The organism is Streptomyces sp. R302 (genome assembly GCF_012927245.1).
Classification (GTDB): domain Bacteria; phylum Actinomycetota; class Actinomycetes; order Streptomycetales; family Streptomycetaceae; genus Streptomyces.
The window spans coordinates 133271-147731 of the sequence record NZ_JABBGE010000003.1 but is presented as its reverse complement, the minus strand read 5'-3'; the positions used below and the strand labels follow the sequence as shown (position 1 = coordinate 147731).

At 71.9% G+C, this 14461-nt stretch carries 10 protein-coding genes and 1 riboswitch; of the genes, 5 read left to right on the top strand and 5 right to left on the bottom strand.

Going from position 1 to position 14461, the window contains the following annotated elements; translation table 11 throughout:
* Nucleotides 1-40 precede the first annotated feature (40 nt).
* On the bottom strand, nt 41-3268 hold the full coding sequence (locus HHL19_RS10155; protein ID WP_346768276.1) for an FG-GAP-like repeat-containing protein: 3228 nt from the start codon (nt 3266-3268) through the stop codon (nt 41-43).
* 190 nt (nt 3269-3458) lie between these two features.
* Between HHL19_RS10155 and HHL19_RS10150 the strand changes: the two genes are divergently transcribed.
* Nucleotides 3459-3791, top strand: a complete 333-nt coding sequence (locus HHL19_RS10150) for a deoxyxylulose-5-phosphate synthase (protein ID WP_169087906.1) — start codon at nt 3459-3461, stop codon at nt 3789-3791.
* A 110-nt stretch (nt 3792-3901) separates the two neighbouring features.
* Here the strand turns inward: HHL19_RS10150 and groL are convergent, their stop codons facing one another.
* From groL to thrC, 4 genes are all read right to left on the bottom strand, one after another.
* Nucleotides 3902-5524 carry a chaperonin GroEL gene (groL, locus tag HHL19_RS10145; RefSeq protein ID WP_169087904.1) on the bottom strand — a complete coding sequence of 541 codons (1623 nt, stop codon included), beginning with the start codon at nt 5522-5524 and terminating at the stop codon, nt 3902-3904.
* A gap of 364 nt (nt 5525-5888) precedes the next feature.
* The gene (locus tag HHL19_RS10140; RefSeq protein WP_030498267.1) at nt 5889-6092 is read right to left on the bottom strand and encodes a cold-shock protein; all 204 of its coding nucleotides are present in this window, start codon (nt 6090-6092) and stop codon (nt 5889-5891) included.
* A gap of 443 nt (nt 6093-6535) precedes the next feature.
* On the bottom strand, nt 6536-6811 hold the full coding sequence (locus HHL19_RS10135; RefSeq protein WP_169087902.1) for a MoaD/ThiS family protein: 276 nt from the start codon (nt 6809-6811) through the stop codon (nt 6536-6538).
* A 17-nt stretch (nt 6812-6828) separates the two neighbouring features.
* Entirely contained in the window at nt 6829-8136 is a 1308-nt protein-coding gene (thrC, locus tag HHL19_RS10130) for a threonine synthase (protein ID WP_169087900.1), read from the bottom strand.
* 17 nt (nt 8137-8153) lie between these two features.
* Nucleotides 8154-8306: riboswitch (SAM riboswitch) on the bottom strand.
* 121 nt (nt 8307-8427) lie between these two features.
* Between thrC and HHL19_RS10125 the strand changes: the two genes are divergently transcribed.
* The 4 genes from HHL19_RS10125 to HHL19_RS38070 all read left to right on the top strand — a co-directional run bounded on the left by HHL19_RS10125 (nt 8428) and on the right by HHL19_RS38070 (nt 14461).
* The gene (locus HHL19_RS10125; RefSeq protein ID WP_169088947.1) at nt 8428-9396 is read left to right on the top strand and encodes a glucosyl-3-phosphoglycerate synthase; all 969 of its coding nucleotides are present in this window, start codon (nt 8428-8430) and stop codon (nt 9394-9396) included.
* 38 nt (nt 9397-9434) lie between these two features.
* On the top strand, nt 9435-11267 hold the full coding sequence (locus HHL19_RS10120; RefSeq protein ID WP_169087898.1) for a DUF11 domain-containing protein: 1833 nt from the start codon (nt 9435-9437) through the stop codon (nt 11265-11267).
* 82 nt (nt 11268-11349) lie between these two features.
* Nucleotides 11350-12798 carry a trehalose-6-phosphate synthase gene (locus HHL19_RS10115; RefSeq protein ID WP_169087896.1) on the top strand — a complete coding sequence of 483 codons (1449 nt, stop codon included), beginning with the start codon at nt 11350-11352 and terminating at the stop codon, nt 12796-12798.
* Nucleotides 12799-12919: 121 nt separating this feature from the next.
* Complete coding sequence (locus tag HHL19_RS38070; protein ID WP_169087894.1) at nt 12920-14461, top strand: serine/threonine-protein kinase; 1542 nt, start codon at nt 12920-12922, stop codon at nt 14459-14461.

The following is a 14461-nucleotide window of genomic DNA, read 5'->3' as shown; positions in this document are numbered from 1 at the left end:
CCGGGGCGCGAGCCCCGGGCCTCCTCCTGTCCACACGCGCCTAGAACAACGCCTTGAACGTGTTCCAGCCGCCGGTCCCGATCAGCACCCGGCCGCCGTACGCACCGGTCCCGGTCGAGGAGTACCGGTACAGCTTCCCGTCGGTCGTCCGGGCCACCAGGTCGCTCCGGCCATCACCGGACACGTCGCCGACGCCGACGAGCGCCGAGTACACACCCCAGCCACCGCCAACCTTCACCCGCGGCGCGACCCCACCGGTCGCGGTCCCGAAGTACCGCCACAGCACACCGGCCGCGTCGACCCCGAGCAGGTCGCCCCGCCCGTCACCGTTCAGATCCCCAGCCCCGACAACTCGCTTGTACAGCCTCCAGTCCGCCGCGATCCGCACCCGCGCCTTGAGCGCATGCGTGGCCGTCCCCGCGTAGAAGTACATGTCACCCGTCGACGCCTGCCGCACGACGAGATCGGCGTACCCGTCCCCGTTCACGTCCCCCGAAGACGTCAGCTGGTCGTACTGCGCCCAGCCCAAGCCGATCAGCGTGTACGGCGACGACGCCGTCACGACCTTCCCGCACCCGGGTCGGTACGCCCGCAGCTCGTTCCCGACGCGTGCCAGCACATCGGCGCAGCGGTCTCCGTTCACGTCGCCGAAGGGCACCAGCAGCGACGTGGTGGCGAACTTGTTCCCGACCCCGACGATCCGCGACGAGACACCGCCCGTCCCGGTCCCCCGGTACAGCGACATCGCCCCGGCCGTGTCCATCGCCAGCAGATCACCGAAACCGTCGTCCCCGGCCATGTCCCGCCACACGGCGGCGCCCCCCGAGAGGGCAACGGTCCCGGACGCGGTCAGAGCGGCGCCCTGCCCGTCGGCGGGCTGCGCGGTCAGCGTCCAGGTGTACCCACCGTTGACGACGAGCTTCCCGGACGCGTCCTTGCCGTCCCACACCGTCGTGACCAGGCCGCGGGCCTCGCCTCCGGTCAGCGTCCGCACGGTCTTCCCGGTCGCCTTGTGCTTCAGCGACAGCCTCCAGGAGGCCGCGGGCTTCGACAGCCACCAACGCGGCTTCCACGTAGCCGTCTTGATGTTCACGGCGGGCGTGTCGGCGTCGATGACGGCAAGCCCGGAGGCGGCGACGCCGACCGGGACGATCCGGACCCGCCGGTCCTTCCCTGTGTAGGCGAGGTGGCCGCCGAAGCGGTCGACGGTCCACGCGGAGCGGCGACCGGTCGAGGGGTCGAGCTCGGCGGCGGGGACGACGACCCGCCGGGGCAGGGCGGCCGCACCGCCGGCGGGCAGGCCGCCGCTCAGGTCGACGAGGGTCAGGTCCGCGCCGTAGGCGGGCTGCTGGACCAGGTACTGGTCGCCGAGGAGCACCGGCTCGGTGCCGAGCCTGACGGAACGCTTCGCCTGGCGGTCGTAGAGGCCGCCGCCGCGGTAGTCGGTCACGGAGTCCCGGCACTGCCAGTAGACCCACCGGCCCACGGCCTGGACCTCGGCGGGGACGCAGCCCGCGTCGAAGGACTCGCCGGTCGCGGTCCCCGAGGGCAGACGCAGGGCGCGCACGAGCGTCGACTCGCTGTCGCTGGGGTTCTCCGCGACGCCGACGGCGCTCCACAGGGTGTTGCCCCAGACGGCCGCCGCGGCCGGCGAGCGCTTCTGGAGGACGGCGCCGGTCCCGGTCCCGACGTCGAGGAGGGCCTGCTCGCCGCCCCACGCCTGGTTCACGACCGCGAACCGGCCGGAGAGGTCGACCAGCCGCGGGCTGCCGAGGCCGGAGTCGACCTGCGGCCCCCATGCGGCGGACCCGTTCCGGTTGACCACGGTGAGGTCCTGTTCGGTCCCGGAGACGCGGCTGTGGTGACCGTCGCCGCTCGCGAACAGGGCCGCGCAGAACGCCTCGGTGGACGTGCACCAGTCGTCCTGCCCCCGCAGGAGACCGTCGACGGTCGAGTTCAGCTCCTCCGGGCGGCCGGAGGTCTTCAGCCAGGTGCTCCGGTAGGCACCGTAGTAGCCGGCCGGGTCGTAGTACTGGGAGTCGTCGGCAGTGGTGAGGATGCCGCTGCCGAGCGCGATGCCGTACGGCTTGGCCTCCCGGTCCTCGATGTCCGCGAGACGGGTCCGGGTGACGGTGCCGTCGGCGGCGCGCGTGAAGCGGTAGTACCCCCAGTCGAGGGCGCCGTAGTCGGTGCTCTTCTCCGCACCGGCCACCAGGAGCGAGCCGTCCGGCGTGCGGTGCACCGCCGGGCCGGTGACGGCCAGCAGGACCTGCCGGGTCGTCGCGGCGGCGTCGCGCAGAACGAGCTCGGTGCCCCGGTACCCGCGGTTGATGCGCTCGGCGATCGGCGTCAGGGTGACGTAGTCGTCGCCGAAGCGGCGGACGATGTCGTCGTACTGGGCCAGGTCGCGCGTGTCGACGGTGACGGGCTCGGCGTCCAGGTCGTCGCGGCGGTAGACCTGGGCGCCGCCGTCCGGCGAACCCCCGAGGTGGAGGATGGTGTCCCCGTCGAAGGAGACGCTCTCGCCCCGGGAGGAGAGGGCCTTCACGCTTCCGCTCGCGAGGTCGACGACCCACCACCCCTGGGACATGGTGCTGTCGACCCACTCGATGCCGCGCACGGCGACGGAGCGGGCGTCGCCCTCGCTGATGCCGAGGTGCCACCCCGAGGGCAGCCCCTTCAGCTCCTGGTCCCGCACCTCGCCGTTCTCCGGGCGCAGCAGGTGCAGACTGGTGACGTCGCTTTCGGTGCCGGTGCGGGTGATGACGGTGTCGCCGTACGTGGCGACGTACGTCTGGCCTTCCGGGATCGGTACCGTGACGGTCGCCCCGCCACCGGCCCGCTGCTGGAGCGTCACATGCGGGGTGGGGGTGGCGGAGTGGATCGCGACGGTGTCGGAGCCGTGGCCGAAGTCGGCCGGGTGGGCATCGAAGCGGACCTCGTCCACGTCGTACGAGAGCGGCTCCGGCAGCCGGTGGTCAAGCACGGTCGTCGCACCGGTGGCGTAGTCGATCCAGCGGAGCCGGTCGTCGCCCTCCTGCGCGGTGAGAAAGCCGGTCTCGCCCGCGTTCAGAACGAGGGTGGCCCGGGGCACGAAGCGAGCCCCCGGGCTGACGACGACGGAATCGGCGGAGAGGCCGGGCGTCTCCGCGGCGGCGGTCCCCGCCGAGACTCCGGTCCCGGCGGTCACGGCGAGAGCGACGGTGAGAGCGATGCGGCCGAGCACGCGTCGACGCGGCACGGCCCGCCCGTTGAGCGGATGAAGCACGAAGAAGTCCCTCCCCAGGAAACTCTCCGCAAGGAAGGGGCGGGGGTCCCCCTGCCGCTCGTCCCTGCGGGAACAGGGTGACAGTAGCAGCCGCCGTTCCCCCGGACACAGGTTTTTGAACCCGTTCATCTCCCCCTGCCGGTGCGGCTCCCCCACCCTGTACGAGCCGGGCACGCCCTACCCTGCCCCCATGGGAATCAACAGGACCTCGTACGTCTGCCTGCCGTGCCGGGGCTCGTACAAGCAGGGGTACGACCACGGGCCCGCGCGCGGGTGCCCTCGGTGCGGGGAGCCCATGATCGGGGTCGGTTCCGCGTTCCAGCCGCCCCGGCGGCGGGACACGGAGGCGTGGCGGGTGCTGTCTGTGCTGCTGCACGCGGGGATCCGCTTCCACCAGCGGGGGTGCGACGGAAGCGGCTCCGGCTACCGGCCCCGGACGCTCTCCGAGGTGAAGGCGCGGGTGGCCCACGCGCGCCGGACCGGGGAGCCGCGCGCCGAGGCCCTCGTGCGGCCGGTGCTCTGACGCCCTCCGGGACGGAACGCGCCGAGGGCGGCACCCCCCCTGCTGGGGAGTGCCGCCCTCGGCGTTCGCGTTCGACTCGCGTCAGCGATGAACCACCGATCCGTTCAGGATCAGAAGTCCATGTCACCGCCCGGCATGCCGCCGCCGGCCGGGGCAGCGGCCTTCTCCGGCTTGTCGGCGATGACGGCCTCGGTGGTGAGGAACAGCGCGGCGATCGACGCGGCGTTCTGCAGCGCGGAGCGCGTCACCTTGGCCGGGTCGATGATGCCCTCGGCGACCAGGTCGACGTACTCGCCGGTCGCGGCGTTGAGGCCGTGGCCCGGGGTGAGGTTGCGGACCTTCTCGACCACGACGCCGCCCTCAAGACCGGCGTTGACCGCGATCTGCTTGATCGGGGCCTCCAGGGCGAGCTTGACGATCGCGGCACCGGTGGCCTCGTCGCCGTCCAGCTCCAGCTTCTCGAAGACGCTGGAGGCCTGGAGCAGGGCCACGCCGCCGCCGGCGACGATGCCCTCCTCGACGGCCGCCTTGGCGTTGCGCACGGCGTCCTCGATGCGGTGCTTGCGCTCCTTGAGCTCGACCTCGGTCGCGGCACCGGCCTTGATGACCGCCACGCCGCCGGCGAGCTTCGCGAGGCGCTCCTGGAGCTTCTCGCGGTCGTAGTCGGAGTCGCTGTTCTCGATCTCGGCGCGGATCTGGTTCACGCGGCCCGCGACCTGCTCGCTGTCACCGGCACCGTCGACGATGGTGGTCTCGTCCTTGGTGATGACGACCTTGCGGGCGCGGCCCAGCAGGTCGAGACCGGCCGACTCCAGCTTGAGGCCGACCTCCTCGGAGATGACCGTGCCGCCGGTGAGGATGGCGATGTCCTGGAGCATGGCCTTGCGGCGGTCGCCGAAGCCCGGGGCCTTGACGGCGACGGACTTGAAGGTGCCGCGGATCTTGTTGACGACCAGCGTCGACAGGGCCTCGCCCTCGACGTCCTCGGCGATGATCAGCAGCGGCTTGCCCGACTGCATGACCTTCTCCAGGAGCGGGAGCAGGTCCTTCACCGAGGAGATCTTGGAGTTGACGATGAGGAGGTAGGGGTCCTCCAGGGAGGCCTCCATGCGCTCCATGTCGGTCGCGAAGTACGCCGAGATGTAGCCCTTGTCGAAGCGCATGCCCTCGGTGAGCTCCAGCTCCAGACCGAAGGTCTGGGACTCCTCGACCGTGATGACGCCTTCCTTGCCGACCTTGTCCATCGCCTCGGCGATGAGCTCGCCGATCTGGGTGTCGGCGGCGGAGATGGAGGCGGTGGAGGCGATCTGCTCCTTCGTCTCGACCTCCTTCGCCTGGTCGAGCAGGGCGCCGGAGACGGCCTCGACGGCCTTCTCGATGCCGCGCTTGAGGGCCATCGGGTTGGCACCGGCGGCGACGTTGCGGAGGCCCTCGCGGACGAGCGCCTGGGCGAGGACGGTGGCGGTGGTCGTACCGTCGCCGGCGACGTCGTCCGTCTTCTTGGCGACTTCCTTGACCAGCTCGGCGCCGATCTTCTCGTACGGGTCCTCGAGCTCGATCTCCTTGGCGATGGAGACACCATCGTTGGTGATCGTGGGGGCGCCCCACTTCTTCTCGAGGACGACGTTACGACCCTTGGGGCCGAGGGTGACCTTGACGGCGTCAGCGAGCTGGTTCATGCCGCGCTCGAGACCGCGCCGGGCCTCCTCGTCGAACGCGATGATCTTGGCCATGTGAAGTGGTCCTCCCGGACATGGGGTGGATAACGCTCCAGGACCGCGCCGACGCCCGCGACGGACGGCCTCCGCGCACCGTGTGGTTCCTTGCCCCACCCGGGTCGGCGGCCTCGTCATGCCCAGTCCTCGTAGCACTCTCACCTTCAGAGTGCTAACGCCAATGATTAGCACTCGACCCAGGAGAGTGCAAGCGCCTCGAAGAGGCTCCTATAGGGGTGGTGGTCGGGCGGCGGGCGGGGGCAAGCGGCTCTCGGGGATCGGGCAGCCTCGCGCCACCCCTCCGGGAACGCGTGAGGGGCCCGCATCCCGGGGGATGCGGGCCCCTCGACGACGAGACGTCGGTGGCCGATCGCGCCGCGCCTCAGGCGGTCACCTTGACCATGTCCGCCTGCGGACCCTTCTGACCCTGCGAGATCTCGAACTCGACCCGCTGGCCCTCTTCGAGGCTGCGGTACCCATCCATCTGGATGGCGCTGTAGTGGACGAAAACATCCGCACCACCGTCGACCGCGATGAAGCCGTAGCCCTTCTCCGCGTTGAACCACTTGACGGTGCCCTGAGCCATGCCTAACTCCCCTATTACTTACTGGCCCTTGCGCGGATCCGCACTTCACGGACCCGGGTCAGAACCTGCGCCGGAACGCGTCGACCGCGGCTGAATGTATCTGTCCAACTGCCCTCTGCAACAGGGCAATCCGCTGAGAATTCTGGAAGGCGCGGAAAGGGGAAGCGGGGAGAAATCCATGAATTGCGGGGCAACTCGGGCCGGGCGAAAGCGGCATAAGGGGCAGAGCGCCTACGCTTTTCGGCCGCTTCTTGGCCCGTTCTCGTCAGGTCCGGGACCGTACTCATATGCGCCTGGCATGCGCGGCCGAGGGGGCTTCCCCAACTCTATCGCGCTCAACCATGCAGAATTGCCCCCTCCGCTTTCTCTCGCGGAAGGGGCAATTCTGGAGCGAAAGCTACCAACAGGTAGATGTCAGCAGCCGCCGGCACTGCGCTCGACGGTCAGCCTCCGGCGACGGCCGGGATGATCGAGACGCCCGCGCCGTCCGGCGTGGCGGTCTCCAGGCCCTGCTCGAAGCGGACGTCGTCGTCGTTCACGTAGACGTTCACGAAGCGGCGCAGCTTGCCCTGGTCGTCCAGGACGCGGGCGGCGATGCCCGTGTGGTTCTTCTCCAGGTCGGCGATGACCTCGGCGAGGGTGCCGCCCTCGGCGGGGACCTCGGCCTGGCCGCCGGTGTAGGTGCGGAGGATGGTGGGGATGCGGACGTTCACGGCCATGGTGTGTTCGAACCCTTTCAGTGGGCCAGGCCCGCGTCGCGGAACGCGTCCAGGCTCGGGCGGATGGTGGCGGTCGCCTGAGAACTGTCGGCGACGGCGTCCAGGGTCTTGAGCCCGTCACCGGTGTTGAGGACGACGGTGGTGAGGTTCGGGTCGATGACGCCGGCCTCGACGAGCTTGCGCGCCACGCCGAGGGTCACGCCGCCGGCCGTCTCGGCGAAGATGCCCTCGGTCCGGGCGAGGAGCTTGATCGCGTCCACGACCTGCTCGTCGTTCACGTCCTCCACCGCGCCGCCGGTGCGGCGGGCGATGTCGAGGACGTACGGGCCGTCGGCCGGGTTGCCGATCGCCAGGGACTTGGCGATGGTGTTCGGCTTCTGGGGGCGCACGACGTCGTGGCCGGCCTTGAAGGCCGCCGACACCGGGGAGCAGCCCTCGGCCTGGGCGCCGAAGATCTTGTACGGCTTGTCCTCGACGAGGCCCAGCTTGATGAGCTCCTGGAGCCCCTTGTCGATCTTGGTGAGCTGGGAGCCGGAGGCGATCGGGATGACCAGCTGGTCCGGGATGACCCAGCCGAGCTGCTCGCAGATCTCGTACGCGAGCGTCTTGGAGCCCTCGCCGTAGTACGGGCGGAGGTTGACGTTCACGAAGCCCCAGCCCTCGCCGAGCGGGTCGCCGATGAGCTCCGAGCAGAAGCGGTTGACGTCGTCGTAGTTGCCCTCGATGGCGACGAGGTCCCCGCCGTACACACCGGCCATGACGACCTTGCCCTGCTCCAGGTCGTGCGGGATGAACACGCAGGAGCGGAAGCCGGCGCGGGCGGCGGCGGCGCCGACGGCGCCGGCGAGGTTGCCGGTGGAGGAGCAGGAGAGGGTGGTGAAGCCGAAGGCGCGGGCGGCCTCGATGGCCTGGGCGACGACCCGGTCCTTGAAGGAGTGGGTCGGGTTGCCGGAGTCGTCCTTGACGAAGAGCTTGCCGGGGGCGACGCCGAGCTCGCGGGCGAGGTTGTCGGCCTTGACGAGCGGGGTCCAGCCGGGGTTCAGGTTCGGCTTCTCGGCGACGTCGGCGGGGACGGGCAGCAGGGGCGCGTACCGCCAGATGTTCGCGGGGCCGGCCTCGATCCGCTTCCGCAGCTCCTCCGGGTCGCCGAGCGGCAGCTCGTAGGCGACTTCGAGGGGTCCGAAACAGAGCTCGCAGGCGAAGATCGGGCCGAGGGCGAAGACCTCGCCGCATTCGCGACAGGAAAGCCCGGACGCGGGACCGAGATCGACGGGGGTGCCGGTGGCGTCGGCGGCGGCAGCGGGTGCGGAGGTCTGTACAGCCATGGAGGGGAGGCCCTTTCTCCTCATCTTCCTCATGACGCATTTCGCCATGAGACGGATTTGGCACCTTCCCTAGCCGGGGGCCTCGCTGGCGTAAGACGACGCAAGACAAACCGACTGGAGGGTTGCCGGGGCTTCAACGGGCCGTATCCCTCTGCCCCTCTGGATGAGCGGTATTCGATTGTGAGACGCGGGCGGCACCCCGACATGCATCGGGCCTCCGCGTTGTTCAAGACTGTAACCGAAGGCTTCGAAGGTGGAGACGGTCGTCCGATCCGCGAGATGGAGATCACGTTGCTGGAAGAAGTGGAGCGCTGGCTGACCCGGCGGTCCTGGTCCGTGTCCGACCGCCCCCTGGAGCGGCTGCTCGCCGCCAAGCGGGGGACGACGGTCAGCGTGGTGCTGCCCGCGCTGAACGAGGAGGCGACGGTCGGGGACATCGTCAGCGTGATCCGGCGCGAGCTGATGACCGAGGCCGTGCCGCTCGTCGACGAGCTGGTGGTGATCGACTCGGGCTCCACCGACCGCACCGCCGAGGTCGCGGCGGCGGCCGGCGCGCGGGTCGTCGCCCGCGACGCCATCCTCCCCCGGATCCCGGCGGTCCCGGGCAAGGGCGAGGTCCTGTGGCGCTCGCTCATGGTGACCGGCGGGGACGTCGTCTGCTTCGTCGACGCGGACCTGAAGGACTTCTCGGCGGACTTCGTCACCGGCATCGTCGGCCCGCTCCTCACCGACCCGGACGTCGACTTCGTCAAGGCCATGTACGACCGCCCCTTCGGCACGGAACCCGATGGGCTCGCCTCCGGCAAGACACCTGGTCAGGGCGGTCGCGTGACGGAGCTGGTGGCGCGCCCGCTGCTCAATCTGCACTGGCCGCGCCTCGCCGGCTTCGTCCAGCCGCTGGGCGGCGAGTACGCGGCCCGCCGCTCGCTGCTCGAACGGCTCCCCTTCCCCGTCGGTTACGGAGTGGAGCTGGGCCTCCTCGTCGACGCGCTGCACACGGTGGGCCTGGACGCCCTCGCGCAGGTCGACGTCGGGGTCCGCAAGCACCGCCACCAGGACGGACAGGCGCTGGGCCGGATGGCGGCGGCGATCTACCGCACGGCGCAGCTGCGGCTCTCCCGGGGTCATCTCGTACGCCCCCGGCTCACCCAGTTCGAGCGGGGCGAGCACGGCTTCGAGCCGCACACGTACGCGGTGGACACGGAGGAGCGCCCGCCGATGGTCGAGATCGCGGAGTACGCGCAGCGACGCGTGGCGTAACGTCCGTAGATGATGGGCTTTGCCTACATTGCCCTTTTATGCGCTTCAGATCATCGCACTCGTTCTCCCGGGTGCTCGCGGCGGGACTGCTCGCCGCGAGCCCGCTCTGGGCGGCGGCGGCCCCACCGGCCGCCGCCGACGTCGTCGAACCCTTCGGCGAGCGGTACCAGGCGTCCCTGTACGGGGACTTCGCCACCATCGGCAACACCGTCATGGGCTGCCCGGAGACCCCCGCCGACGTGGCCGCCCGCTGCGCGACCGCCACGAAGGGCGAGGGCCCGGACGACAACGACGCCTTCGTGATGCGACGCCTCGACACCGCCGGCACCGGCGACGCGTACGGCTCCAGCACCGGCCGGATCCGGATCCCCGAGGGCGCCGAGGTGGCGTACGCCCGCCTCTTCTGGGGCGGCAACGACGGCACGTACCGGGTCCCCGGCGGGGCAAGGCTGAAGCGCTGCGACGACTCCGGCACGGACGTGGCGCCCTCCCCCGGCGACCCGGCGACGACGGCCCCGCTGCTCGCGGTCGGCGCGAAGGCGGCGGCACCCGTCTCGATCGACAGCATGGTCGTCGACCCGGCCGACACCGGCGGCCCGCACTACTACACGGGCGAGTCCGACGTGACCGCCGCCTTCGCGGGCGTCTCGGGGACGGACGCGCCGGTGGCGGTCGGTGTGAGCGGCGTCTGGGCGCCGAACGGCCAGGGCTGCGTCGCCGGCTGGTCCCTCACCGTCGTCCACCGCTTCCCGGGCCCCGACCCGGTGAAGGCGCCGGAGCGGCGCTCCGTCCACCTCTACGGCGGACACGTCCTCCAGCGCTCGACCTCCCCCGCGACGGCGGTCACGGTGGACGGCTTCCACCGCTCCCCGGGGAGGGCGCGGGCGAGCGTGACGGCGTACGGGGGCGACGGGAACACCCCCGGCGACACGCTCCTCGTCGACGGGAAGCACGTCACCGAGTCCCGCACAGGCAGCGCGGACGACTTCTTCGTCGGCGAGGACGACGGCGCGGTCTCCCCGGACCTCGTCGACAACCTGTCCCTCGACGCGAAGGAGTTCGACGTCCCCGACGGCGCGATCCCGGTCGGCGCGACCTCCGCCGAACTGACCTTCTCCACCGACGGCGACGCCTACGTGCCCTCCGGCCTCGCCCTCTCGGTGCCGGTACCGGACCTGGAGGTCACCAGAACGGCACACCCGCGCACGGTGGAGCCCGGGGACACCCTCACGTACACGATCACCGCGAAGAACGTCAGCGGGCTCGACCACCCGGACGCCTCCCTCGCCGACGACCTCACCGAGACCCTCGACGACGCCGACTACGCGGGCGACGCGAAGGCGGACCTCGGCGAGGTCGCGTACGAGAAGCCGAGGATCGGCTGGACCGGCGACCTCCCGGCCGGGAAGACGGCCACCGTCACGTACTCGGTGAAGGTGAAGGCCCCGGCGACGGGCGACGGAAGGCTCCGCGACGCGGTCGTGGTGAGCTCGCCGCGCTCCCACTGCGGCGAGGGCGGTGAGGTCGGCGAGGACCCGGCGTGCGCGGTGGCCCCGGAGCCGGAGAAGCCGGACCCGAGCCCGTCCCCGTCGACACCGGAACCGTCGGCATCGGAACCGTCGACACCGGAACCGTCGACACCGGAGCCGTCGGCGTCCGGCCCCACCGGCACGACCACCGCCCCCGGCCCGCCCCCGGCGCCGGCCCCGCCCCCGCCGCCGGCCCCGGCCCCCGGCCCTCCGCACGGCGGCGGCTCCATGGCCGAGACCGGTGCCCGCGGCGAGCGGCTCTGGTTGCTCGGCGCCCTGGCCGTGGTGCTCGCCGGCACGGGCCTGGTGGCGAAGGCGGCGATGCGAGGCCGACGCGACTGACCTGCGGCGACGCAGCGTGGCCGGATCAGCCCGTCTTGTATACGTACGTTTGAGCGTTTACGGGACGGGCTAGGTTCGCCACATGGCTTCCGTACTCGTGGCATCCAACCGAGGCCCCGTCTCGTACGCGCTCGGCGACGACGGCACGCTCTCCTCCCGCAGGGGCGGCGGCGGCCTCGTCTCCGGCCTGAGCGCCGTGGACTCCCAGGACAGCCTGTGGGTGTGCGCGGCGCTCGGCGACGGCGACCGCGAGGCCGTCCGGCGCGGCGTCGCCGAGCCCGGGGTGCGGATGCTGGACATCGACCCGGAGGTGTACGCCGACGCGTACAACGGCATCGCGAACTCGGTGCTGTGGTTCCTCCACCACCACCTGTACGACATCCCCCGCGAGCCCGTCTTCGACGCAGCCTTCCGCCGCCACTGGGCCTCCTACCGCGCCTACAACCGCGCCTTCGCGGAGGCGCTGGCCGCCGAGGCGGCCGAGGGCGCGTCGGTCCTGGTGCAGGACTACCACCTGGCGCTCGTCCCCGGGATGCTGCGCGAGCTCCGCCCCGACCTCAGGATCGGTCACTTCACGCACACGCCGTGGGCGTCGCCGGAGTACCTGCGGATGGTGCCGGACGACATCGTCGAGGAGCTGCTGTGGGGCATGCTCGGCGCCGACGAGCTCGGTTTCCACACCTGGGGATGGGCGTCCTCCTTCATCGGCTGCTTCCAACAGCGCGAGGACGCGACCGGCCACGCCCAGGGGCTGTGGCCCAGCGGCGCCCCCTGGCACGGCGTGGAGTGGCGGCGGCACGACACCGGGAAGGGCAGGACCCGCGTCCGGGTGTACGCGCTCGGCGTCGACGGCGACGAGCTGCGGGCCCTCGCCCACCGCCCCCAGGTCGACGAACGCCTGGCCAGGCTCCGTGAGGAGGTCGGGGACCGGAAGACCATCGTCCGCGTCGACCGCACCGAACTGTCGAAGAACATCCTGCGCGGCCTGCTGGCCTACCGGGAGCTGCTGACGGAGCACCCCGAGTGGCGCGACCGGGTCGTCCACCTGGCCTCCGCCTACCCCTCCCGGCAGGACCTGGAGTCGTACCGCGCGTACACGGAGTCCGTCGTCGCCCTCGCCGAGGAGATCAACGCCGAGTTCGGTACGGACGGCTGGCGGCCGGTCCTGGTCTCCGTCGAGGACGACTTCACCCGCTCCCTCGCCGCGTACCGCCTCGCCGACGTGGCCCTGGTCAACCCGGTCAGGGACGGCATGAACCTGGTGGCGAAGGAGATACCCGTGGTCTCCGACGCGGGCTGCGCCCTGGTCCTGTCGACCGGCGCGGGCGCCCACCGCGAGCTGGGCGAGCACGCCCTCACCGTCGACCCCTTCGACGTCTCGGCCACCGCCGAGGCCCTCCACACGGCGCTCGGCATGCCGGCCGAGGAACGCGCCGCGCGCACCGGCCGCCTCGCCGAGGCCGCCACCGCCCTGCCCCCGCAGCGCTGGTTCCTCGACCAGCTGGACGCCCTGCGGAATCAGCAGGACTGACACCTCAACTCCCCTCCCTTTCACGATCGTTGTGGACCGGCCACACCCCGGCCCCCTAGCCTTCTCCCGGGGCGAGACGTGATCACCACGGAACCGTGATCACCACGGAGGGGGAGGCGCGGTGGCGGAGCAGCGAGGGGGCGGGGTGCGGCCGGGCGACCGGATCGGCCCGTACACCGTCCTCACCGAACTGGCCGGCGGCGGGATGGGCCGGGTGTACGTGGCCCGGTCGCCCGGCGGGCGGACGGTGGCCGTGAAGACCCTGCTCGGCGCCGCCGACGGCGGGACCATCGCCCCCGAGGACCGGCGCCGCTTCGCCCGCGAGGCGGCGCTCGCCCAGCGGGTGCACGGCCCCTTCACCGCCGGGATCGTCGGCGCGGACGCCGACGCCGAGGTCCCGTGGCTGGCCACCGAGTACATCCCGGCCCCGTCGCTGCACGAACTCGTCGCGGGTCAGGGCCCGTTGCCGGCCGAGTCGCTGGCGTGGATCGCCGCCGGCACGGCGGAGGCGCTCACCGACATCCATGCCGCCGGGCTCGTCCACCGGGACGTGAAGCCGTCGAACATCCTGCTGCCCGAGGAGGGGCCCCGGGTGATCGACTTCGGCATCTCGCAGGCCGCCGACCTCACCCGTACCGGCAACGCGCTCGGCACCATCCCCTTCGCCGCCCCCGAGCAGGCGCGCGGCGAGCCGACCACCCCCGCGTCCGACGTCTTCTCGCTCGGCGCCACCTTCTTCTTCCTGCTCACCGGCCGCAGCCCCTACCGGGGCATGGGCCACGGCACGGCGATGGAGCAGCTGGTCAGGGCCGCCGAGGCCGACCTCGACCTGCGCGGACTGCCGTCCGACGCGGCCGAACTCGTCCTGCCGTGCCTCGCCGTGGCCCCCGCCGACCGCCCGTCCCCCGCCGCCCTGCTCGACGTCGTCGAACCGGTCCTCGCCGCCCGGCCGCAGGCGCACGGCGCCGCCGACTGGCTGCCCGACGACTGGGCCCGCGCCATCGAACGCCACCGGGTCCGCCGCACGCAGGAGGCCGGGGCGGCGGGCCGCCGGTACGCCGCCGACGCCGCCACCGACCGAGTCGCGCGCCCGGCCCCGAACCGCACCCGCCGCCTCCCGCGCCCCGCGCCCGCCCGCACCCGCCGCCCCACCCCGGTCACGACCACGCTCGCCGTCGCCCTGGCCGCCGGCGCCGCCGCCACCGTCTACGCCCTGCTCCCCGACGACCCCGGCCTCTCCCCCGTACGGCAGGACCTGCGGCTGGCCCTGGTCGAGGAGACGGCGGCCGGTGAGTGCACGGACGCGATGGCGCCGCCGACCTTCTACGACGAGAAGACGAAGACGTGCTTCCGCGTCTCGACCCGGGACGCGGAACGCATGAGCGTGAAACAGCTCCGCAAGGTGGAGTCCGCGCTGGAACCGTCGCTGGGCGGCGCCCTGGTCAAGGCGACCTTCCAGAACGCCGACGGCAAACGCTTCACGGCCCTCACCGAACTGGCCTCGAAGCGCGACGCCCCCAAGAACCAGATCGCCATCCTCCTGGGCGACCGCCTGATCAGCGCCCCGTCGGTCTCCAGCCCCATCCCCGGCAACGAGATCCAGATCTCCGGCAGCTTCACCAAGAACGAAGCGGACGCCCTGGCGAAGGAACTGGGCGGCTGA

Bases quoted from the DNA above. Each gene is read 5' to 3' on its own strand.
- HHL19_RS10150 (WP_169087906.1), top strand. From the start codon at position 3,459: ATGGGAATCAACAGGACCTCGTACGTCTGCCTGCCGTGCCGGGGCTCG.
- groL (WP_169087904.1), bottom strand. From the start codon at position 5,524: ATGGCCAAGATCATCGCGTTCGACGAGGAGGCCCGGCGCGGTCTCGAG.
- thrC (WP_169087900.1), bottom strand. From the start codon at position 8,136: ATGGCTGTACAGACCTCCGCACCCGCTGCCGCCGCCGACGCCACCGGC.
- HHL19_RS10115 (WP_169087896.1), top strand. From the start codon at position 11,350: ATGGCTTCCGTACTCGTGGCATCCAACCGAGGCCCCGTCTCGTACGCG.
- HHL19_RS10135 (WP_169087902.1), bottom strand. From the start codon at position 6,811: ATGGCCGTGAACGTCCGCATCCCCACCATCCTCCGCACCTACACCGGC.
- HHL19_RS10120 (WP_169087898.1), top strand. From the start codon at position 9,435: ATGCGCTTCAGATCATCGCACTCGTTCTCCCGGGTGCTCGCGGCGGGA.
- HHL19_RS10140 (WP_030498267.1), bottom strand. From the start codon at position 6,092: ATGGCTCAGGGCACCGTCAAGTGGTTCAACGCGGAGAAGGGCTACGGC.